Annotated in this window: 23 protein-coding genes; 15 read left to right on the top strand and 8 right to left on the bottom strand. The window is 63.2% G+C overall.

The window, feature by feature from the left end:
* The first annotated feature begins 22 nt into the window (after nt 1-22).
* On the top strand, nt 23-811 hold the full coding sequence (locus ACFMPD_RS05805; protein ID WP_380992760.1) for an SseB family protein: 789 nt from the start codon (nt 23-25) through the stop codon (nt 809-811).
* Nucleotides 812-1,057: 246 nt separating this feature from the next.
* A complete protein-coding gene (locus tag ACFMPD_RS05800) occupies nt 1,058-1,576 on the top strand; it encodes a YHS domain-containing (seleno)protein (RefSeq protein WP_380992758.1) in 519 nt (172 codons plus the stop codon).
* Nucleotides 1,577-1,726: 150 nt separating this feature from the next.
* Here the strand turns inward: ACFMPD_RS05800 and ACFMPD_RS05795 are convergent, their stop codons facing one another.
* Both ACFMPD_RS05795 and ACFMPD_RS05790 read right to left on the bottom strand, forming a co-directional pair.
* Entirely contained in the window at nt 1,727-2,296 is a 570-nt protein-coding gene (locus ACFMPD_RS05795; protein ID WP_380992756.1) for a GcrA family cell cycle regulator, read from the bottom strand.
* Nucleotides 2,297-2,483: 187 nt separating this feature from the next.
* Nucleotides 2,484-3,362, bottom strand: a complete 879-nt coding sequence (locus ACFMPD_RS05790; protein WP_380992754.1) for a DMT family transporter — start codon at nt 3,360-3,362, stop codon at nt 2,484-2,486.
* A 189-nt stretch (nt 3,363-3,551) separates the two neighbouring features.
* Here ACFMPD_RS05790 and ACFMPD_RS05785 point away from each other — a divergent pair, with 189 nt between their 5' ends.
* Complete coding sequence (locus ACFMPD_RS05785; protein WP_380992752.1) at nt 3,552-3,842, top strand: hypothetical protein; 291 nt, start codon at nt 3,552-3,554, stop codon at nt 3,840-3,842.
* A 190-nt stretch (nt 3,843-4,032) separates the two neighbouring features.
* A complete protein-coding gene (locus ACFMPD_RS05780) occupies nt 4,033-4,233 on the top strand; it encodes a YgaP family membrane protein (RefSeq protein ID WP_380992750.1) in 201 nt (66 codons plus the stop codon).
* Nucleotides 4,234-4,268: 35 nt separating this feature from the next.
* Here the strand turns inward: ACFMPD_RS05780 and ACFMPD_RS05775 are convergent, their stop codons facing one another.
* Nucleotides 4,269-4,643, bottom strand: coding sequence for an eCIS core domain-containing protein (locus ACFMPD_RS05775; RefSeq protein ID WP_380992748.1), 375 nt, complete (start codon nt 4,641-4,643; stop codon nt 4,269-4,271).
* Between the two features lie 1,021 nt (nt 4,644-5,664).
* Entirely contained in the window at nt 5,665-7,314 is a 1,650-nt protein-coding gene (gene ettA, locus ACFMPD_RS05770; protein ID WP_380992746.1) for an energy-dependent translational throttle protein EttA, read from the bottom strand.
* Nucleotides 7,315-7,378: 64 nt separating this feature from the next.
* On the opposite strand from ettA, the gene ACFMPD_RS05765 reads away from it, so the two are divergent.
* Both ACFMPD_RS05765 and dacB read left to right on the top strand, forming a co-directional pair.
* Complete coding sequence (locus ACFMPD_RS05765; protein ID WP_380992744.1) at nt 7,379-8,008, top strand: nicotinate-nucleotide adenylyltransferase; 630 nt, start codon at nt 7,379-7,381, stop codon at nt 8,006-8,008.
* A gap of 116 nt (nt 8,009-8,124) precedes the next feature.
* Complete coding sequence (gene dacB, locus ACFMPD_RS05760; RefSeq protein WP_380992742.1) at nt 8,125-9,621, top strand: D-alanyl-D-alanine carboxypeptidase/D-alanyl-D-alanine endopeptidase; 1,497 nt, start codon at nt 8,125-8,127, stop codon at nt 9,619-9,621.
* 127 nt (nt 9,622-9,748) lie between these two features.
* Here the strand turns inward: dacB and ACFMPD_RS05755 are convergent, their stop codons facing one another.
* The gene (locus ACFMPD_RS05755) at nt 9,749-10,360 is read right to left on the bottom strand and encodes an outer membrane protein (RefSeq protein ID WP_380992740.1); all 612 of its coding nucleotides are present in this window, start codon (nt 10,358-10,360) and stop codon (nt 9,749-9,751) included.
* 197 nt (nt 10,361-10,557) lie between these two features.
* Nucleotides 10,558-10,926, bottom strand: a complete 369-nt coding sequence (locus tag ACFMPD_RS05750) for a tellurite resistance TerB family protein (RefSeq protein WP_380993022.1) — start codon at nt 10,924-10,926, stop codon at nt 10,558-10,560.
* 187 nt (nt 10,927-11,113) lie between these two features.
* Here ACFMPD_RS05750 and ACFMPD_RS05745 point away from each other — a divergent pair, with 187 nt between their 5' ends.
* Nucleotides 11,114-12,232, top strand: coding sequence for an NnrS family protein (locus ACFMPD_RS05745; protein ID WP_380992738.1), 1,119 nt, complete (start codon nt 11,114-11,116; stop codon nt 12,230-12,232).
* Nucleotides 12,233-12,342: 110 nt separating this feature from the next.
* A complete protein-coding gene (locus ACFMPD_RS05740) occupies nt 12,343-13,917 on the top strand; it encodes a lysine--tRNA ligase (protein ID WP_380992736.1) in 1,575 nt (524 codons plus the stop codon).
* 89 nt (nt 13,918-14,006) lie between these two features.
* Here ACFMPD_RS05740 and ACFMPD_RS05735 read toward each other — a convergent pair whose 3' ends face one another.
* Together ACFMPD_RS05735 and ACFMPD_RS05730 are read right to left on the bottom strand one after the other, a co-directional pair.
* A complete protein-coding gene (locus ACFMPD_RS05735; protein WP_380992734.1) occupies nt 14,007-14,495 on the bottom strand; it encodes a HugZ family pyridoxamine 5'-phosphate oxidase in 489 nt (162 codons plus the stop codon).
* A 50-nt stretch (nt 14,496-14,545) separates the two neighbouring features.
* Nucleotides 14,546-15,208, bottom strand: a complete 663-nt coding sequence (locus ACFMPD_RS05730; RefSeq protein ID WP_380992732.1) for a hypothetical protein — start codon at nt 15,206-15,208, stop codon at nt 14,546-14,548.
* Between the two features lie 133 nt (nt 15,209-15,341).
* Between ACFMPD_RS05730 and parA the strand changes: the two genes are divergently transcribed.
* The 7 genes from parA (at nt 15,342) to ACFMPD_RS05695 (ending at nt 19,118) form a co-directional block, all read left to right on the top strand.
* On the top strand, nt 15,342-15,974 hold the full coding sequence (parA, locus tag ACFMPD_RS05725) for a ParA family partition ATPase (RefSeq protein WP_380992730.1): 633 nt from the start codon (nt 15,342-15,344) through the stop codon (nt 15,972-15,974).
* Nucleotides 15,975-16,004: 30 nt separating this feature from the next.
* Nucleotides 16,005-16,325 (top strand): antibiotic biosynthesis monooxygenase family protein, encoded by a 321-nt coding sequence (locus ACFMPD_RS05720; protein WP_380992728.1) that lies wholly within the window; start codon nt 16,005-16,007, stop codon nt 16,323-16,325.
* Between the two features lie 93 nt (nt 16,326-16,418).
* Nucleotides 16,419-16,826, top strand: coding sequence for a universal stress protein (locus ACFMPD_RS05715; RefSeq protein ID WP_380992726.1), 408 nt, complete (start codon nt 16,419-16,421; stop codon nt 16,824-16,826).
* Nucleotides 16,827-16,830: 4 nt separating this feature from the next.
* Nucleotides 16,831-17,031 carry a hypothetical protein gene (locus ACFMPD_RS05710; RefSeq protein ID WP_380992724.1) on the top strand — a complete coding sequence of 67 codons (201 nt, stop codon included), beginning with the start codon at nt 16,831-16,833 and terminating at the stop codon, nt 17,029-17,031.
* Between the two features lie 17 nt (nt 17,032-17,048).
* Nucleotides 17,049-17,843 carry a VPLPA-CTERM sorting domain-containing protein gene (locus tag ACFMPD_RS05705; RefSeq protein ID WP_380992722.1) on the top strand — a complete coding sequence of 265 codons (795 nt, stop codon included), beginning with the start codon at nt 17,049-17,051 and terminating at the stop codon, nt 17,841-17,843.
* 200 nt (nt 17,844-18,043) lie between these two features.
* On the top strand, nt 18,044-18,229 hold the full coding sequence (locus tag ACFMPD_RS05700) for a hypothetical protein (protein WP_380992720.1): 186 nt from the start codon (nt 18,044-18,046) through the stop codon (nt 18,227-18,229).
* Between the two features lie 352 nt (nt 18,230-18,581).
* Nucleotides 18,582-19,118, top strand: a complete 537-nt coding sequence (locus tag ACFMPD_RS05695; RefSeq protein WP_380992718.1) for an NYN domain-containing protein — start codon at nt 18,582-18,584, stop codon at nt 19,116-19,118.
* Nucleotides 19,119-19,762: the final 644 nt, after the last annotated feature.

The following is a 19,762-nucleotide window of genomic DNA, read 5'->3' as shown; positions in this document are numbered from 1 at the left end:
GTGCAAGGCAGGAGATGCAGACATGACCGAAACAACGCCGCTGGATCAGGCGCATGCCGCGATGCAGGCAGACCCGGACGAAGATACCGCGCGACTGCGGTTTTTCGAGCGCGTCGGCGATTGCGAGCTGTTTCTGCTGCTGACCGAAGAGGCGCGGGATGAAAACCTGTCGCCGGAATTGTTCGAAGTGGCCGACGGGCGCTATGTTCTGGCCTTTGACCGCGAGGCCCGTCTGGCCCAGTTCGCCGGACGACCCGCGCCCTATGCGGCGCTGTCGGGCCGGGCGCTGGCGCAATTGCTGGCGCAGCAAGAGATCGGGCTGGGGCTGAACCTGGATGTCGCCCCGTCCGCGATCCTGATCCCGTCCGAGGCGATTGCCTGGCTGGCCCGGACCCTGGCGCGGTCGCCGGACCGGATGGAAGCGCGGATTGCCGAGATGTCCGCCCCCACGGGCCTGCCCGAGGCGCTGATCACCGCGCTGGATGGCAAATTGGCCACGGCCACGGGGCTGGCGCCGGCCGCCTATCTGGTCGGGGTGACCTATGCCGATGGTGGCCGTGGGCATCTGCTGGGCTTTGTCGATGCTGTCGAGGGGGCACAGGATGCTTTGGCGCGCGCGGCGGGCGAGGCGCTGACCTTTTCCGGGGTCGAGGCCGGCGCGATGGATGTAGGTTTCTTTGCCTCTGCCGAACCGATCGCGGCGAAACTGGCGCGGCACGGCTTGCGGTTCGACCTGCCACAGCCCGATCCGGTGCGCCCGCTGCGCGCCGCACCGGGCAGCGATCCTGACAGCCCTCCGATTCTGCGCTGATGGCGCGGGGCGGTCGCGATACCGGCTGTCCCGGCCATTGATCGCGGATATCGCGCGGCATATCTGACCATGTTGCGTCATGATCGGTGACATCTCCGCGCGTCTGTCCTTGGCTTGGCAGCGGCGGTCACGTCCGATCCGGTTTCGTCACACACGCGCGAGCGCATCTAGCCAGATGCGCTGGATCTCATAGTGTAACTGCGGACGCATGGCATGGTGCCGGCGCGACAGATGTGAGGAAACCCAATGAAATCCATTGCCTTGGCCCTTTTGGCCGCCATCGGCCTGTCTCTGCCGGCCCTTGCCGGCGAGCAATATACCGATCACACCGGTTTTGCCGTCTCGGGATACGATGTGGTGGCCTATCGCGGTCTGACCCAAAGCCCGGTCGGCACGCCCCAGCCCGAAGGCATCCCCGGCCACAAGGACATCACCGCCGACTATAACGGCGCCACCTTTGCCTTTGTCAGCGAAGAAAACCGCGACCTGTTTCTGAGCGATCCGGCCAAATACGCGCCGCAATATGACGGTCATTGCGCCTATGGCGTCAGCAAGGGCGGCAAGGTGCCCGGCAACCCGAACCTGTGGCGCATCGTCGATGACAAGCTGTATCTGAACATCACCAAGAACGTGGTCGGATTCTGGGAAGAAGACATTCCGGGCAATATCGACCTGGCCGAAGGTAACTGGCCCGAGATCGAGCCTTCCGATGCCTCGGGCAACCCGATCCCCAACTTTACGTCGGCAGCGCCGATCGGGGATTAGACCCGGCGCCATCGGCGGTCACCGGGTGGCGTCCCGTTCATGACGGGTCGCTATGCCTTGTGCGGTGTGGTCAGGCGGAGCGGATCAGCGGTCTGATGCCGGCAGCAGGTCGCTCGCCCTGCGGGGCGGGGCGACCGCAACCGGGTGCGGTCAGCGTTTGCGGTCGCGGCGTGAGCTCATCGGCTGAAAGGCCACGCCCACATGCGCCTCGCAATAGGGTTTGCCGGCCTGTACCGGCAGGCCGCAGAACCAGAAATCTTCGGTTGCCGGGTCGCCGACAGGCCATTTGCAGGTCCGCTCGGTCAGTTCCATCAGGCTGATCTTCTTTGACTTCTTTTCGACCTCGTTGACCTTTGCCAACGCTTCGGGGCTGATTTCATTGGCCGACGGCTGCGGTGGCAGCGGCTGTCCGGCCGGAATGATCTGTTTGCGGGCCGGTATGGCCGGCTTGGTTTCCGGCGTGGTGACCGGCCGGGCGGCCTCGGTCTTGGGCGAGGGCCGCGGCTTGGCCTCGGGTTTCGGCGTCTCGACCGGTTTGGGCTTGGCCTCGGGCTTGGCTGCCGCCGCGCCGGCGGCGCGGTTCGACAGCCCCAGACGATGGACCTTGCCGATCACTGCATTGCGGGTCACGCCGCCAAGTTCCTTGGCGATCTGGCTGGCCGACTGGCCTTCGCCCCACATTTTCTTGAGCGTTTCGACGCGCTCGTCAGTCCAGGACATAGGCTACCTTTCCAGCTAAAAAGCGGCCCGCGTTTGCGGCCGCTTCGGAAATCCGTTTCGGTCATCTATTTTAGTCACTGTGCCCCGAGTTACAAGGCATCTTGAACCGGCGTGCATCGGGCGGCGGTCTTTTGGCAAGGATGCGGCGCCGGCGGGCCGTGGGACAAAAGGAACGCCACCGGCCGGATCAGCGCATGCGGCCTTCGCGCAACGCCAGCAACAGCGCGCCCGTGATGATCACCGCCGCGCCCAAAACCGTGATACTGTCCGGCACCACGCCAAACCCGGCATAGTCAAAAAGCGCCGCCATGATCAGAGTGGCATAGCTGAACGGCGCGACAAAGCTGGCATCCGCCCGGGCCATGGCATTGACGAACAGGGTCTGCGCGCAGGCCATCAGCACGCCCAGCGCCGCCAGACCAGCCCATTGCGCGGCCGTGGGCATTTGCCAGACCGCCAGAACCGCCATCGACGATATGCCGAGGCCGAACAGGTTGTTGATCAGCAGGATCTGGAAAACAGGTTCCCGACCGGACAGAGTCTTTATAAAGATCAGTTCCAGCCCCAGCATCATTGCCGCCGCCAGCGCCAGAAATGCAGCCGGCTGAAAACTGCCCGGCGACGGTCGCAGCAGGATCAGCGCCCCGGTCATGGCAATCGCGGCAGCGCTCCAGCGCACCGGGCCGACGCGTTCGCCCAGCAGCGGAATCGCCAGCAGCATCGCAAAGACCGGGTTCAGAAAACTGATCGCCGTGGCATCGGCCAGCGGAATCAGGGTGACCGAAGCGAACATCAGCGTCACGCCCAGCCAGCCGAACAGGGTGCGCCCTGCATGCAGGCGCCAATGCGGATTTTGAAAGGTCGGCCGCAGGGCGGTGGCAGTGCCGGCCAGGGCGAGAAAGGCAAAGACGAACCGCCCATGGCTGATCTGCAGCGGATTCAGCGCCGGCCCCAGTACATCCGAGCCCAACGCCTTGGCCAACAGCGTCGTGCCGGCGATGAAACTGGTGGCCAGCAGGATCAGCCCGGCGGCGAGGGCCGGATTTTGCCGCTTTGCGGTGAACATCGCCCAGCATTGCCGCTCCGGACGCGGACCCGCAACCGAAAACCCCGCGACGCGGGCGGCTTTGTCCAGTGGCCCGCGGCGATCCTGCGCCCGCCTCGTCCGGTCCGCGTACCGAGGTGGCCCGGAAATCTGTCAATCTGGCCGAAAAAAGTGTATGCTTTCAGCGCACGACACAGAGAGGAGAGGATGATGGCTTATGTGACGATCACCACATGGGAGATTACGGACGGGGCCGATTATGACATTGCCATGCGCGGTATCCGCGAAAAGCGTCTGCCCGCGCTAAAGGCACTGGGGGCCACCCGCGTGACGGTGGTCAGAACCAGCGAGCGCACCAGTGCCGCGATCACCGAATGGCCGGACGAGGCCGCCCGTGACGCCGCCAACCGGGCGATCGAGGAGGTCCGCAAAAAGGTGCATACCGAAGACCTGTCGCGCATGACCGGTGAAATGCGTGGCGAAGTCGTCGCCGAGACCTGATGGTCTTGCACCGGGCGGTGGCCGCGATGGCTGGCGTTGAACGCAACAATACGATGTCCCATGGACCCCGGCGCGTGCCGGAACAGGTGGGGGAAAATTAATATTCTATAACTTGAATATTTTAGAAAGAGAGTCCATATGTCCTGCATGTGGCGGAAACTGTACCGCCGGACAGGAAAGGATATTCCAGATGACCCTCGATCGCACCGTAATGATGTTCGCCGGTTTCATGATTCTGCTCAGCGTGGTTCTGACCGCGCTGGTCTCGCCGCTGTGGATGTGGTTCACCGTGTTCATCGGCGCCAACCTGATCCAGTCCTCGATCACCGGGTTCTGCCCGGCGGCGATGCTCTTCCGCAAGCTGGGCGTCAAGGAAGGCAAGGCCTTTTGATTCCGCGCACCTGACGCAGGCCCTGCGCCAATCCGCTATTTCTTGGCGACAAAGGCGGTGCCGGGTTTGCTTTTCTTTGGCATCTTGCCGCCGGCCTGCTGGATCACGTGGGTCAGTTCATGCGCCAGCAATTCGCTGTTCTTGGCATCGCCTGACTTGGTGACATAGAGGTTCTGGCCGATGGTGAATGCCTTGGCCTTCAACTCCTTGCCGACCTCCTTGATGTTGCCGCCCATATGCACGCGGACCTTGGACAGCTTGGCGCCGCTGAAATGAGCCTCGAGCCCTTCGCGCACGTCCTTGGGCAGTTTCAGTTCCTTGGTGTCGGCGGGTTCGGTCTGGTATTTTCTGATGCTTGCCTTCTTGCCGCTCTGGGTCTCGGCAACGGCCTTGACGGAGTCCTTGCTCATCGGGGATGTCCTGTGTCGCGGGTTGTGGTGGCGCCAGAATAGCATGGTCACAGGCCGCGCGTCTGTTCGCCAAAATCTGCGAAGGGTCTGAGCGTCCGCGCAGCCGGCAGTGTCTAGCGCCGCACTGAACGAGCGGTCGACCGGGTTCGGCCCGGTCGGGTATTTCACCCCAGCGGAAACGCCCCGCATTTTCGCCGCGCCCGTCTCTCTGCGATTGCTAACAATCGCCTGTCGACAGTGCATAGAGTATCAGTGCACGAGAGACCGCCCCGTCACGCCGAAGGCGTGCCATCTATTGATCGGCGCATCTTTGGTGCGTCGGCGGGCGCGACTGGGTCACCCCCGGGGCTACGCCCTCTCCGGCCTCAAAAGGTCCCCGTTCCGGCTGCAATCGCTCCTCTGGACCGATTGCTTGACGCCTTCACCCATTGCAAGACGGCCTCCGACCTGCGGTCGGGCGCTTGGGTGTATTAATGAAGAAAGGGCGGTCCGAAGACCGCCCAACGTTACAGCACTAAGCCGATAATCGTCAGCAAGAGAGCCAAAGTTCCGACAATGTCGGAATAGGTCACTCGCCCTTTCACCTTGAATGTGAACCGCATTGAGTTAGCCTCTAGCGATGCCCATCCGGATGAGCGTTATAGTTCGCTCAGTACTTTTATACCGCCCCTATAACGGCGGTTTGGCGTGCTCCTATGATCACTTGGAGCTGCCTTTCGGCGGTCACCCGACAACATGGTTGTCGGACCACCTTAGCCAATCCGAGCTAGGGACCGACATAGCACCGCTAAGCGCCTGCAGTTTCGGGGTAGATTCGCGGGATGCTCTACGCCGAGAGACCGGCTTGTCCACCACACGGTAGTTTTTCAACCTTCCGCTGCCGCCACAAAATATAGTAGTTCTGGTGTGGGGAGTCAATAAATCAGGTGCCAACATACACGATTCGACGTGTACGCCCGCATTTGCTGCGCAAACGCTTTCGCGCACCCGTCGAACCCACGCGGAATTCAAGAAGCCCACCCTAACGGGTGAACTTCTTGAATTTCATGCGCTTGGGTTCGACGTCACCCAGCCGCCGTTTCTTGTCTTCCTCGTAATCCTCGAAATTGCCCTCGAACCATTCCACATGGGCGTCGCCTTCAAACGCCAGGATATGGGTGCAGATGCGGTCCAGGAAAAACCGGTCATGCGAAATCACCACGGCGCAGCCGGCGAAATCGACCAGCGCGTCTTCGAGCGCGCGCAGGGTTTCCACATCCAGATCGTTGGTCGGTTCGTCCAGCAGCAGCACGTTGCCGCCCTCTTTCAGCAGCCGCGCCATGTGCACGCGGTTGCGTTCGCCGCCCGACAGCAGCCCGACCTTTTTCTGCTGATCGCCGCCCTTGAAGTTGAACGAGCTGCAATAGGCGCGCGAATTGACCTCGGCATCGCCCAGCTGGATCAGTTCGGCACCGCCGGTGATCGCCTGCCAGACGGTATCGTCCGGTTTCAGGTCGTCGCGGGACTGGTCGACATAGCTGAGATCGACGGTGTCGCCGTATTCGACGGTACCCGCATCGGGTTTTTCCTGCCCGGTCAGCATCTTGAACAGGGTCGATTTGCCCGCGCCATTGGGGCCGATCACCCCGACGATGCCGCCCGGCGGCAGCGAGAAATCCAGCCCTTCGATCAGCTGCTTGTCGCCCATGTGTTTGGACAGCCCGTTGACCTCGATCACCTTTGACCCCAGGCGCGGCCCGTTGGGGATGACGATCTGGGCGCGCGACAGCTTTTCGCGCTCGGACTGTTCGGCCATTTCGTTATAGGATTTGATCCGGGCCTTGGATTTGGCCTGGCGCGCCTTGGCGCCCTGGCGCATCCATTCCAGTTCCCGTTCCAGCGTCTTCTGCTTGGACTTGTCCTCGCGGGCCTCTTGTTCCAGCCGCTTGGCCTTTTGTTCCAGCCAGGCGGAATAATTGCCCTCGTAGGGAATGCCGCGGCCGCGGTCCAGTTCCAGGATCCAGCCGGTGATGTCGTCCAGGAAATAGCGGTCATGGGTGACGATCAGGATGGTGCCCTTGTAATCGATCAGGTGCTGTTGCAGCCAGGCGATGGTTTCCGCGTCCAGGTGGTTGGTGGGTTCGTCCAAAAGCAGCATGTCGGGCGCTTCCAGCAGCAGCTTGCACAGTGCCACCCGGCGGCGTTCGCCACCCGACAGGGTCGTCACGTCGGCGTCGTCCGGCGGGCAGCGCAGCGCCTCCATCGAAACATCGATCTGGCTGTCCAGATCCCACAGGTTCTCGGCGTCGATCCGATCCTGCAATTGCGCCATCTCGTCGGCGGTCTCGTCGGAATAGTTCATCGCCAGTTCGTTATAGCGGTCGAGAATGGCCTTTTTCGGCGCGACCCCCAGCATGACGTTCTCGCGCACGCTCAGGGACTCGTCCAGCTGCGGTTCCTGCGGCAGATAGCCGACCTTGGCGCCCTCGGCGGCCCAGGCCTCGCCGGTGAAATCGGTGTCCAGTCCGGCCATGATCTTCATCAGGGTGGATTTGCCGGCGCCGTTGACGCCGACGACGCCGATCTTGACGCCGGGCAGAAAGGACAGGTGGATGTTTTCGAAACACTTTTTGCCACCCGGATAGGTCTTGGAGACCCCTTGCATGTGATAGACGTACTGGTAGGCGGCCATTTCAGTGCTCTCCTGCTTGTGCGCTGCGACGCCGGTGGTCTATCCAAGGGCGGTTGAAAGAGCAATGCGGGATGAAGCGGTGGTCGGTGTCGGGTTTCCGGTGGCGCGGGCGGGCATGCGCGTGGGCCTGTTCGGCGGGTCCTTTGATCCGCCGCATGCGGGGCACGTGCATGTGTCGCGCGAGGCGCTCAAACGCTTCGGGCTGGACCGGGTCTGGTGGCTGGTCAGTCCCGGCAATCTGCTGAAAACGCGCGGTCCGGCGCCGATGGCGGCGCGCATCGCGGCGGCCCGCGCGCTGGTTACCCACCCGCGGGTGCAGGTGACCGATATCGAGGCGCGGCTGGGTACCCGCGCGACGGCCGATACCGTGGCGCAATTGCAGGCTCTGTATCCTGGCGTGCGGTTCGTGTGGCTGATGGGGGCGGACAACCTGGCGCAGTTCCATCGCTGGCGCAACTGGCGACGGATCGCCCAAAGCGTGCCCTTGGGGGTGCTGGCCAGGCCCGGCCAGCGGATCAGCGCGCGGATGTCGCCGGCGGCGCGACTCTATCGCCGCGACCGGATCGCCGGCATTGCCAGTCACGCGCTGGCCATGGCGCCGGCACCGGCCTGGTGTTTCGTCAACGTGCCGATGAGCGATCTCAGTTCGACCGCGATCCGGGCCGGGGAAAAATGGTCTACGGTGGTGCGGTAACAGTTTGTTAAGACACGCCCCGGAAGGTTGTCTGCGCCTGCAAGCTGCGGTTTAGTAAACCTGCGGCGAACGCGTGACGGGGGTCGGCGCAGACCGACCAGGATGACGGAAAGCACATGGACAGATACTGCACACGGCGTTTCGTACTGGGGGGGCTTGGGGCCGTGATTGCGGCGGGTGCTGCGCAGGCCGGGCCGCCGCAAGTGTCGCTGCGTCCGCAAATGCGGGGCGCGAATTTCGTGCGGCGCCAGGCGGGCGGCATTGATGCGTTGATCGCCAAATCCGGATTGAGCGGCCAGGTGGTCTGTGCCGTGGCGGATGTGAAAACCGGTCTGGAACTGGAGGCCGCGGGCGGCACCACGGGCCTGCCCCCTGCCAGCGTCGCCAAGGCGCTGACGGCGCTCTATGCCTTGGAAACACTGGGGGCCGACCACAGGTTTACAACCCGTCTCATGGCCGTCGGGCCGGTGCAGAACGGTATTCTCAAGGGCGATCTGATCCTGGCCGGAGGCGGAGATCCGACGCTGAATACCGACGATCTGGCGGCAATGGCCGCCGACCTGAAGAAAACTGGCATCCGCGAGGTGCACGGCGATTTCCTGGTCTACGAGGCCGCGCTACCGGTGGTGCGCAGCATCGATCCGGAACAGCCCGACCACGTGGGCTATAGCCCGGCGGTTTCGGGGCTGGCGCTGAATTTCAACCGGGTGCATTTCGAATGGCGGCTGGCGGGCAAGCGCTATGCCGTGACCATGGATGCGCGCACCGGACGGTATCGCCCAGACGTCGCCATGGCGCGGATGAAAGTGGTGCGGCGCAACCTGCCTGTCTATACCTATGCCGATCAGCAGGGCAGCGACCAGTGGACGGTGGCCAGCAAGGCGCTGGGCAAGGGCGGGGCGCGCTGGTTGCCGGTGCGCAAACCGGGGGCCTATGCCGGCGATGTCTTTGCCACCATGGCCCGGTCGCACGGGATCGTTCTGAAACCGGCCCGGATCGCCGTGCGTCTGCCCGGCGAGGCCCGGACTCTGGTGCAGCACCACAGCACCCCGCTGCGGCCGATCCTCAAGGACATGCTGAAATACTCGAACAACCTGACCGCCGAGATGGTCGGCCTGTCGACCACTGTCGCGCGCGGCAAGCGGCCCGCTTCGCTGGCCGATTCGGCGGCCGAGATGAGTCGTTGGGCCGCTGGCCGGTTCGGTATGACAGGAACCCGCCTGGTCGACCATTCGGGCCTGGGTGCCGCGTCGCGGATGACCGCGCAGGATCTGGTCGGGGCCCTGGTTCAGGCGCGCAAACAGGACGTGCTGGGGCCGCTGCTGAAACCGTTTGGGCTGCGCGACGCAAAGGGCCGGGTCAACCGGTCCCACCCCATTTCGGTGAACGCCAAGACCGGAACGCTGAATTTCGTTTCCGGACTGGGTGGCTACATGGTGGCCGAGGACGGAACCGAACTGGCCTTTGCCATCTTTGCCGCCGATACGCGGGCGCGATCGCAGTTGCGGCGGGCCGATCGCGAACGACCCCAGGGCGCGCGAGGCTGGAACCGGCGGGCCAAGAGGTTGCAGCAGCAAATGATCGAACGCTGGGGTATGTTATACGGCAACTGACGGGTTTCCGTGGCCGTTCGCTTGCGGCAAGGGCCACGAAAGGCCATTGCGGCAAGGCGCCACAATGGCAATGATCGAACCGGCGCCGGGCTTGGCACGCCCAGCGCCGTCTCGCAGTCTCACGGGATCAAAAGCGGTACGCCGCCCGCAGCTGGATCGTATTCAGGTCAATGTCGCCACCCGCCGATCCGACGCTGTCGAAATTGTGGTACAGATATTCCGCACCCACGGTCCATTCGTCGGTAACGCGCCAGTCATAGCCGATACCGACCACATAGCTGTTCTTGTCGATGTCGATGATCGAGCCGACATTGTCGAAATCGGCATAGGCAAAACCGGCGGTTCCATACAGCAGGCCATTGCCCAGTTCATAACCGGCAATCAACTTGAGCCGGGCGATACCGTCAAAGGTCGCCGTTTGCCCCGAAGTGTTGTCGGTCACGGACAGGTCGGCCCAGTCGTACTGGAATTCCGGACCCATGTACCAGCCCTGGCCGAGCGCCCAGAGATAACCGGCAGTGATACCGCCGCTGACGCTGTCCTTGTCGAAATTGCTGAGGCTGTTGCTGTTCAGGTCGAATTCGCTGTAGGCATAGCCGAGTTGACCACCGACATATCCGCCTTCCCAGGACCGCGCCGTCGGGGCGGCAAAGGCCGGTTCGGGGGCTGCGGGCCCTGCTGCTTGGGCCATGCCGGCTGTGGTGGCGATGGCAAGTGCGATGGCAGACGTTCTCAACATGATCGTAAACTCCCAAAAGGGTTGATTCCGGTAATCGGATATCCGGACCGCGCGCTGCTCGGCGCGCTTGTCCGAACGCACCTGATATAGGAGGGACAGGGCGATTTCCAAGCGCGGCACAGCGTGCGGTTCGGCGATTTTTCGCCAACGATCATGGGCACTGCCGCAGAGCCGGCCAGACGGTGCCGGCTATGATATCAGGTCACGTGTCGTGCCCGGGCGCCGCGCTCAATGGCGGCGGCATGCAGGCGGTCGATGTCCAACTCGTAACGCATTTCCTCGAGCAGGCGCAGTTCCGGCTCGGCCAGCGCGCCATCGGCGGCGGCGACGTCGCAGGCCAGCGCATAGGCGGTTTCGAACAGCCGTTCCGGCAGATTGTCACGGATCAGTCCGAACAGCGCATCCAGCCCGTCTTCCTGTTCGAACAGGTCGAACACGACCTGGGCCGTGGCCTTGATCCGGTCGATGTCGTACTCGGCAAAGACCGGCAGCATGTTGACCGCCGACTGGATCTTGACCAGTTCGGCGGTGCGCATGTTTTCGTCTGAAGCGGAAACAGCGATCATCAGCGCGACCAGGCAATCCTGTGCGCTGAGTACGTTGGCGGCGGAATTGGTCACGGGATAACATCCTTTGGGTCAAGTCTTGTTGCAGTGCAGAATATTGACGCGGCCCGGTCAGCACAATAGGCAGTCTCGTGGTTGGCCTCTGCGGGCGCGGGGGCAGGCCGCCCACCGGCAGAAAGGCCTACCCATGCATATCCTGATCACCGGCGCCTATCGTCTGTTCTTTCCCGTCGCCGGCCTGTTCGCCGCGCTGGTGATCCCTATCTGGCTGCTGCTGTATTCGGGCGTCGATCTGGCCTTGCCCGCCGACGGGCTGCGCTGGCACCGGCACGAGATGCTGTTTGGCTATCTCAGTCTGGCGCTGGGCGGGTTTCTGTTGACGGCGATCCCCAACTGGACCGGGCGGGCGGCGCTGCGCGGCGCGCCGCTGGTCGGGCTGCTGGCGCTGTGGCTGGCCGGTCGGGCCGGTCTGGCGCTGATGCCGGCCGGCGCGCTGCAGGCAGCGCTGGCGCTGGGCTTTCCGGTGGCCCTGGCGGCGCTGGCCAGCCGCGAGATCTGGGCCGGGGGCAATCGCCGGAACCTGCCGGTGGCGGCGCTGGTCTGGCTGTTCGCAGGTGCGGATGCGCTGTTTCTGGCCGGTCACGAGGCATTGGCGCAGCGGGCGGGATTCGGTCTGGCGCTGATTCTGATCACGCTGGTCGGCGGGCGGGTCACCCCGGCTTTCAGCCGCAACTGGCTGAAAGCGCGCGGGCATACGCCGGGCATTCCCGTCTTTGGCAGGTTCGACGCGGTGGCGATGGGCGCGGCGATCGCTGCGGTGCTTGGCTGGATCGTGCTGCCGGACCAGTTGGTCACTGGCGGTCTGGCGCTGCTGGCGGCGGTGCTGCTGGCATTGCGGCTGGCCCGCTGGAAAGCCTGGTCGGTGGCCGCCGAGCCGCTGCTGCTGGCGCTGCATATGGGCTATGCATGGCTGCCCGTGTCCTTTGCCCTGATCGCCGCCCAGACCCTGGGATCGGGGGTGGATGAGATTCAGGTGGCGCATGCGGTCGGCGCCGGAGCGGTGGGCGGCATGACGATGATCGTGATGATCCGGGCGGTTTTGGGCCATGCGAACCGGCCAATTGCCGGCAACGGACTGGATGTCGCGATCCTGGGCGCCGTGCATCTGGGCGCGGCGCTGCGGGTGATCGCGCCCGTGTTTGGCGATCCGATGCTGCCGATCCACCTGTCCGGCGCGATCTGGGCGCTGGGCTTTGCCGGGTTCTTTCTGCGCTATGGGCGCATTGCTCTATTGCCGCGGCAATAGAGTCCTTCCGATGCTGCAGATGCCCCGCCGTGTTGACGGGGTGGTGGCAGCGCAATAGGAGATGCAGCACCGTCGCGCAGTCAGCGCGGCCACTGTTTTCGGAGTGCGACATGCCTGAACTGCGCGAAGCTGCCCTTGCGTCCAAAGCCTGGCCTTTCGAAGAGGCGCGGCGGTTGGTCAAACGCTATCAAAAGGCTCCGCCGGAAAAGGGCTATGTGCTGTTCGAGACCGGCTATGGGCCGTCCGGCCTGCCGCATATCGGCACCTTTGGCGAGGTTGCCCGCACGACGATGATCCAGCGGGCCTTTGAGACCATCAGCGACATCCCGACCCGGCTGATCTGTTTTTCCGACGATCTGGATGGCATGCGCAAGGTGCCCGGCAACGTGCCCAACCCCGAGATGCTGGAACCGCATCTGCAGCGCCCGCTGACCAGCGTGCCCGACCCGTTCGGCAAGTTCGAAAGCTTTGGGCATCACAACAACGCGATGCTGCGCCGGTTTCTGGACACGTTCGGGTTTGAATACGAGTTCATCTCGGCGACCGAATTCTATCGCTCGGGCCAGTTCGACCAGGTGCTGCTGCGCGCCGCCGAACGCTATGACGCGATCATGGCGGTAATGCTGAAATCGCTGCGCGAGGAGCGCCGCAAGACCTATTCGATCTTTCTGCCGATCCACCCGGAAACCAACCGGGTGATGTATGTGCCGATGAAACATGTGGATGCCGAGAACGGCACCATCACCTTTGACACCGACGATGGCGAGGAAATGACGCTGCCGGTGACCGGCGGCAACGTCAAACTGCAGTGGAAGCCCGACTTTGGCGCCCGCTGGGCGGCGCTGGATGTCGATTTCGAAATGTATGGCAAGGATCACAGCACCAACACACCGATCTATGACCGGATCTGCGAATTGTTGGGCGGCCGTCGGCCCGAGCATTTCACCTATGAGCTGTTCCTGGACGAGAACGGCCAGAAGATCAGCAAATCCAGCGGCAATGGCGTTTCCATCGACGAATGGCTGACCTACGCCAGCACCGAAAGTCTGGCCTATTTCATGTACCAAAAGCCGAAAACGGCCAAGCGCATGTATTTCGACGTGATTCCCAAGGCGGTCGACGAGTATCACCAGCAGTTGCGGGCCTATCAGGGGCAGGATCTCAAGGCACGGCTGAACAATCCGGTCTGGCATATTCACGGCGGTGACGTACCCGAATCCACCCTGATCGTGCCCTTTGCGATGCTGCTGAACCTGGCCTCGGTGTCCGGTGCCGAGGACAAGGAACAACTGTGGGGGTTCATCCGCCGCTATGCGCCCGACGCAACCCCGGAAAGCCACCCCGACCTGGACAAGGCGGCCGGGTTCGCGCTGCGCTATTTCAACGATTTCGTGAAACCGACCCGCAGCTATCGCGCCCCGACCGAGGCCGAACGCGAGGCGCTGCAGGAGTTGCGCGCGCAACTGGCCGTCTATGATGGACGTATCGAGGACGAGGCGCTGCAATCGGTGGTCTATGCCGTGGGGCGCGAGCGTTTCGATCCGATGCGCGGCTGGTTCACCGCGCTGTACGAGGTGCTGCTGGGCGCCAGCCAGGGTCCGCGTTTTGGTGGCTTTATCGCGCTTTATGGAATCGACGAGACCGTGGAACTGATCGACCGCGCGCTGGCCGGCGAACTGGTCTGAGGCGAACCCGCGCCGCCGTTGCACCTGCGCTTTGCCCGTCCGGCCCTGTTCGGGTTGCCGGGCGCCGGCCCGACCGCGCGCCTGCGGATTCAGGCCGTGGTCAGGCCCAGATCTGTCGGTGTCAGCACAAAGGCCTTGCCGAAACCGCCGTTCAGATGCGCATCGGTGATCCGGAACCGGACAAAGGCGAAATCGGCAAAGCTGATATACAGCTTGGCCTTGGGATGGTCCCGCAGGTAATGCGCGGCGATGCCGTCATGGCGCGGATCGTCCCGTGGCAGGAACTTTGCCCGGGCCTGCAGGGTCAGGCGCGGCTGGTTCAGCGGATCGCCACGCCCACCGGCCTCGCCAACCAGCAGCGAACAGGCCGGGTTGGCGCGCAGGGCGCCGGTATGGGCGGCCAGATCCGACACCAGGCTCAGGGGTTGTCCGGCCGGCGACAGGCCAAAGGCGATGCGTGTGACCATGGGCGTGCCCGGTTGGGTCAAAACACCCAGCGCGGCAATCCTGGCCTGCGCCATCAGATCGCGGGCCAGGGCGCGTGCGGCGTCGTCGGTGGGGCGGATCGGGCTGGGCATCGGGCCAGACTAGACCGGTCCGGGCGCGGGTCAAGCCCGCCAGGTCCGGTTCAGAAATTCCGCCACAGTCCAAAGGTCACGCCCAGCGTGTCCTGTGCCGCCGATCGCCGTTCCAAACCGACCACCCATGTGCTGCCGGCCAGATCGAACATGACCCCGGGTTTCAGCGCCCAGCTAAACGGCTGGCCGCGCATATAGGCGGTTTCCAGTTTGATCAGAGGCCGGAACCGGAACCCCGAGGACAGGCCGACCACCGTATCCAGCTTGAAGGCCGGGTCGGACAGGCCGGTGCGCCGTTCAACCGCCGTTTCGACCCCCATCCAGCCATTGCCCAAACGGCTTTCAAACCCCCGTCCGGCGGCCAGCGCGATCTTGTACATGGCGGCCCAGTCCCGTTGCCAGTGGTGCCCGCCGAGGCCCAGTTCCAGGGCCAGGCGGGTGCGCCGGTCGGGCCGGCCCAGGGGCAGGCGGGCAAACACCAGCGCATGCCCCGCCTTGCCGGGGATCTCGTTGAAATCCAGCCCCAGGGTAACCCGTGGACGAAGGCCATATTCCAGATAGAACCGGGTCTCGTAATCGATGCCCTGATCGTGGCCCCGTACCGTCGCGCCCAGAGCGGTGAACGCGGTTTTCTGCTCGCGCAACCAGGCGCCGGCCAGGGCCGGTGGCGCGCAGACCGCGCAGAACAACAGGGCAATGACGATGCAGCGCATTGCGCTCCCTCCGGCGCTCAGCATCCGAAAGCTTGGTTAACCGAGTATTACCGCCGTGCCGGGATGCGTCTGATTGGCCATTGCGCCTCATCGGCAACCGCGTAAGCTGCGGCGCAGCACAGCGGGAGGTGCCATGGGACATATCATCACGATCGCGCAACAAAAGGGCGGGGCCGGCAAGACCACGCTGGCGGTGAATCTGGCCGTGGGCTTTGCCCGTGCCGGGCGGTCGGTGGCCCTGATGGATACCGACCCGCAGGGCAGCGCCGGACGTTGGTTCATGACCCGTCTTGAAACCGGCGAGGAACCGGGGGTCGAGTTCTCCACGGCCTCGGCCTGGGGGGTCAGTTACGAATGCCGCAAACTGGCCGATAACCATGACATCGTGATCATCGACACGCCGCCAAAGGCCGACAGCGACCTGCGTCCGGCCCTGCGCGCCGCCGATCTGGTGCTGATCCCGGTGGCGACCTCGCATCTGGACCTGTGGGCCGTCGAAGCGGTGCTCGACCTGGCGATCCGCGAGAACAAGGCGGCGCTGATGGTGATGACCCGGGCGCGTGCCGGGACCAGACTGTCCGCCGATGTCGCCGAAAAGGCCGCCGAACTGGACGCGGACACGGCCGAGACGGCAATGACCAACCGGGTCGTCTATGCCGAAACGCTGGGACAGGGGCGCGCAGCGCTGGAGGCGCCCAAGGGGCCGGCACATGCAGAGATCGCGGCCCTGATGCGCGAAGTCGAGGAAAGGCTGGAGCAGCTGTGATAGGCTGGGGCCAATACCAAGGAGGAACCGATGCAAACCATCACCAAGGACAGTGACGTTCAGACCGTCATCACGACGTTCGAAATGTCGCCGGGCACCTGTCAGGATCTGCTGGATGCGCTGACCGATGCCTATGACAAGTTCATCAGCAAGCAGCCGGGATTCATCGCGGCCAGCCTGCATGTGAACGATGCGCAGACCCGGATCGCCAACTATTCGCAATGGAAACGCCGCGAGGATTTCCAGGCGATGTTGCGCAGCGACGAAATGCGCAAGCGCAATCGCAAGATAAACGAGCTGTGCCGGTCGTTCGAACCGGTGATGTATGATGTTGCAGAATCCTTTGGCTGAAACGGGCGACACATGCAAATCTTATGATGTGGATCAAGGCCGTCTGCGCGGTACGGGCGCAGACTGGTGCCGACAGAAAAGGGGAGACAGTCGATGTATCACAATATTCTCGTTCCAATTTCCTTTGACGCTGACCGCGACACCTCGGCTCCACTGAAGCTGGCGCAGCTGCTGGCGGCGCCAGAGGCCAACATAACCCTGTTGCATGTGGTCGAGCACATACCGGGCTATGCGATTTCCTATATGCCCGCCGACTACCTGCGCGAGGCGCGCGATGCGATTCAGGGTCAGCTGAACGATTTGGCGTCAGCCCTGCCGAACGCACAGGCCATTGTGATCGAGGGACATTCCGGGCGTTCGATTCTGGACTGGGCCGAAGAGAACGATCCGGACCTGATCATCATCGCCTCGCATCGTCCCGGCATGCAGGACCTGCTGCTGGGATCGACCGCGGCGCAGGTTGTGCGCCACGCCCGCTGCGCCGTGCACGTGGTTCGGTGATCCGATGCAACATTTCGCCCTGGGCCTGCCGATGGCAGGTTCCCGGGCGGATGCTCCGCAAGGAGTAACACCGATCCTGCACGGCAACAGTACACGCGAGATCCGTCGCGGCAGACACGGGTTTTCGGTGCGCTTCATGTCCGGGCCAGAGACGGTCCGCACGGTGCCGCTGACACGCATTCTGACCACGTTCGCGTCGGTTTGACGGTCTCTTGCCACCAAGTGATTCGTTTGCAATCGAAAATTTGGCTCAAATCAGAAAGAAATTGCCCTGTCGGCGAAAACTTGCTAGTTAATATATGTTCAATGGAATTTGAAACGAACCAGTACAAAACGCCCAGTGTTAGCGAGGAAAAAAAAGTGAACACTTTCAAAACCCTTACATATTCGGCAGTGGCGGTCGTCGGCATGACCGTATCCGCAGCCGCAGCAACTTTTGGAATCGTCGGGAACCCGACCTCTACGACACTGCCTGCGGGCATGTACGACAACGTCGTTCCGCCGCTGCCGCATGCAATCGTTGACTTTCAGGATGTCAACGGTATCGGTGGCGCCGGCTTTGGCGGCCTGACGGTCGATCCGAACACGGTGATCACGGCGACCTATCTGGGGTCCGAGGCCGGGGCCAACAATGGCGCACGCCTGTCCTTTGGCGGTACGACCTTTGACAACCTGACGTCGAATGTCGGTGACACCTTCACCTACTTGAATACCGGTAACTTTGTCGATCTGCGCTTCCTGACCAATCTCGGTGGCAACTTCTTCATCGACAACAACAGCGGCCAGGCCAACAGCCCGGATCTGCACATGGCCTTCACCGACATCCGTAATGCGGTTGGTGACGTGACCACGGTCTACGCCTTCTTTGGCGACGGGGCCGGCGACCAGGATTATGACGACATGGTCATTCGCCTGGACATCGCTGCGGTTCCGGTTCCGGCAGCGGGTCTGCTGCTGGTCACCGGTCTGGCCGGGCTGGGGGCATTCGCCCGCCGGCGCAAACAGCGTCAGGCCTGATTTCGGCCGCGACACGACCTGAAGATGCGAACAGGGGCGACCAGAACCGGTCGCCCCTTTTTTCTTGCCCGACCGAAATCCTGCCGCCCAGGGTCGAAATGTGCCACCCATGTTGCCAGCGCGTGGCCGCCCGCCTATTCTTCAATGCATATTCCAGAACTGGTTTGGGATACCCATTCAAAGCGAGGAGATTGCACATCATGAAACTCAGAATTGCCGCACTCGGCCTAAGCGCGTTGGCCCTTACCGCCTGTGCCCAGCCCGATCCGACACCGGTCTATGTGCAGCCGACCTTTGACAAGGCCGGCAACGCCAGCTGTGCCGTGGGTTACCAACTGGCCACAACCGAAGCCGGCGCCACAGTCTGCGCGCCCACCGGTTCCTGAAACAGTTCGGGTGGCCCGTTCGGGCTGCCCGGGTCCGTCGCCCGGGGCAATGCGCAACATGCATGGGGCGGCCTCCTGACAGGCAGAGCCTGCAGGAGCCGGTAATGGGGTCCTTTGCTGCCGGGATTGTGCCGTCTTTCGGTGGAACTGGGCCGGTCTTTCGGCAACGATGCTTGGACGCTGCGACCTGTGCAATTTTCCGGAACAGGTGCGCGGGACAGTTGAAGGGGCCGAGTCTGTGAGCGGGAACCTTCCCTTCCCCACGTCACAACGGAACTTTAGCAAAGTTTTGCGATCCTGAAGGCCCCGCCTAAGATTCTGAATACCGGTGCCTGTTCCTTTCGTCGTCTTTTTGATTTCTCTTGCCGGACTCGCCGGTTCAATCCTGATTCCCGGTCCGCTGTCGGGGGTTCTTTTTCCGTTTTTCGCTGTCTGCCTGCTGGCCGCCACGATCCTGATCCTGATAGCACGCCGGCGGCGGCAAGAGCGGTTTATCGTGGTCGATGGGTCGAATGTGATGCACTGGCAAGATGGGCAGGCCAGGATCGAAACGGTGCGCAAGGTGCTGCAGGAATTGAGCCGGCAGGGATATGTGCCGGTGGTCTGGTTCGACGCCAATGCCGGCTACAAGATCGGCCAACGGTATCTGGGGCCGCATGCGCTGGCCAAGGCGCTGGGGATTTCCGCGCGTCAGGTCTTTGTCGCGCCAAAAGGAACGCCCGCCGACCCGCTGCTGCTGGCAGCCGCCACGCATCTGCAGGCCCGCGTGGTCACCAACGACCGCTTTCGCGACTGGGTCAGCGAACATCCGCAGATCGAGGACGATGGCTTTTTGATCTTCGGCGCGATGCGCCAGGGCGAGGTCCGTATGCGGCTGTCAGAGCCGTGAGGGCGGGATAACCGGTTTGACTCCGTTTTTTAACAGGCGGGCAATGCCCAAGGGCGGCGGATAGGCAGAGTTCACGCCGTCGCGCACAGATGAATCCCATCCTTGGATATCCCGCGTCGTCCTGCCGCTCCGTTGTGTGGTTGAAGCGGGGTGAGCCGCGTCCCGGTAGGGGCGGTGGACTTATACTGCCCCAAACGCGCAGAGCACAGCAGAGGCACGACTCGGGCTGATCTGCTGCGATGAAGTCGCGTATAGTAGATGTCCCACAGAGGGAGAATTTGGCGCGGGCTGCCAGCCCGGGCCGCGTCCGACCGTCTTCTTCGCTCCGCAGGCGTGCCTTTGGCACGACGCGGGCACACTGCGTGCCTTTGGCACGACGCGGGCGCACTGCGTGCCCCCTGATCTTCGATCGCTCCGACCGCAAAAGGTCCCCCGGACCTTTTACCTGACGGCCTCGTTCCAGGGACGGTCGCGGCCCCCTGATCCTTGGCGAGATATGTGCGAACACCACCTGCTTTCCTACCAGACCTCGGTTCAAATAGTTTGTTCGATCGTGTCGCACGACCCTTATATTTCATGATTGAGTGCGCACTTTCGAGAGACATTGGGTAGTGGAATGATTGGCCTTGTTGCACAAATCGGTT

This window comes from Sedimentitalea sediminis (genome assembly GCF_042687825.1).
Taxonomy (GTDB): domain Bacteria; phylum Pseudomonadota; class Alphaproteobacteria; order Rhodobacterales; family Rhodobacteraceae; genus Sedimentitalea.
Note: the sequence above shows the minus strand (reverse complement) of the source record. Positions and strands in the feature narration are given on the sequence as shown.

Bases quoted from the DNA above. Each gene is read 5' to 3' on its own strand.
- ACFMPD_RS05715 (WP_380992726.1), top strand. From the start codon at position 16,419: ATGTATCACAATATTCTCGTTCCAATTTCCTTTGACGCTGACCGCGAC.
- ACFMPD_RS05730 (WP_380992732.1), bottom strand. From the start codon at position 15,208: ATGCGCTGCATCGTCATTGCCCTGTTGTTCTGCGCGGTCTGCGCGCCA.
- ACFMPD_RS05740 (WP_380992736.1), top strand. From the start codon at position 12,343: ATGCCTGAACTGCGCGAAGCTGCCCTTGCGTCCAAAGCCTGGCCTTTC.
- ACFMPD_RS05735 (WP_380992734.1), bottom strand. From the start codon at position 14,495: ATGCCCAGCCCGATCCGCCCCACCGACGACGCCGCACGCGCCCTGGCC.
- ACFMPD_RS05785 (WP_380992752.1), top strand. From the start codon at position 3,552: ATGGCTTATGTGACGATCACCACATGGGAGATTACGGACGGGGCCGAT.
- ACFMPD_RS05790 (WP_380992754.1), bottom strand. From the start codon at position 3,362: ATGTTCACCGCAAAGCGGCAAAATCCGGCCCTCGCCGCCGGGCTGATC.
- ACFMPD_RS05800 (WP_380992758.1), top strand. From the start codon at position 1,058: ATGAAATCCATTGCCTTGGCCCTTTTGGCCGCCATCGGCCTGTCTCTG.
- ACFMPD_RS05750 (WP_380993022.1), bottom strand. From the start codon at position 10,926: ATGATCGCTGTTTCCGCTTCAGACGAAAACATGCGCACCGCCGAACTG.
- ACFMPD_RS05700 (WP_380992720.1), top strand. From the start codon at position 18,044: ATGAAACTCAGAATTGCCGCACTCGGCCTAAGCGCGTTGGCCCTTACC.
- ACFMPD_RS05745 (WP_380992738.1), top strand. From the start codon at position 11,114: ATGCATATCCTGATCACCGGCGCCTATCGTCTGTTCTTTCCCGTCGCC.
- ACFMPD_RS05795 (WP_380992756.1), bottom strand. From the start codon at position 2,296: ATGTCCTGGACTGACGAGCGCGTCGAAACGCTCAAGAAAATGTGGGGC.
- ACFMPD_RS05720 (WP_380992728.1), top strand. From the start codon at position 16,005: ATGCAAACCATCACCAAGGACAGTGACGTTCAGACCGTCATCACGACG.
- dacB (WP_380992742.1), top strand. From the start codon at position 8,125: ATGGACAGATACTGCACACGGCGTTTCGTACTGGGGGGGCTTGGGGCC.
- ACFMPD_RS05710 (WP_380992724.1), top strand. From the start codon at position 16,831: ATGCAACATTTCGCCCTGGGCCTGCCGATGGCAGGTTCCCGGGCGGAT.
- parA (WP_380992730.1), top strand. From the start codon at position 15,342: ATGGGACATATCATCACGATCGCGCAACAAAAGGGCGGGGCCGGCAAG.
- ACFMPD_RS05765 (WP_380992744.1), top strand. From the start codon at position 7,379: ATGCGGGATGAAGCGGTGGTCGGTGTCGGGTTTCCGGTGGCGCGGGCG.
- ACFMPD_RS05755 (WP_380992740.1), bottom strand. From the start codon at position 10,360: ATGTTGAGAACGTCTGCCATCGCACTTGCCATCGCCACCACAGCCGGC.
- ACFMPD_RS05780 (WP_380992750.1), top strand. From the start codon at position 4,033: ATGACCCTCGATCGCACCGTAATGATGTTCGCCGGTTTCATGATTCTG.
- ACFMPD_RS05805 (WP_380992760.1), top strand. From the start codon at position 23: ATGACCGAAACAACGCCGCTGGATCAGGCGCATGCCGCGATGCAGGCA.
- ACFMPD_RS05775 (WP_380992748.1), bottom strand. From the start codon at position 4,643: ATGAGCAAGGACTCCGTCAAGGCCGTTGCCGAGACCCAGAGCGGCAAG.
- ettA (WP_380992746.1), bottom strand. From the start codon at position 7,314: ATGGCCGCCTACCAGTACGTCTATCACATGCAAGGGGTCTCCAAGACC.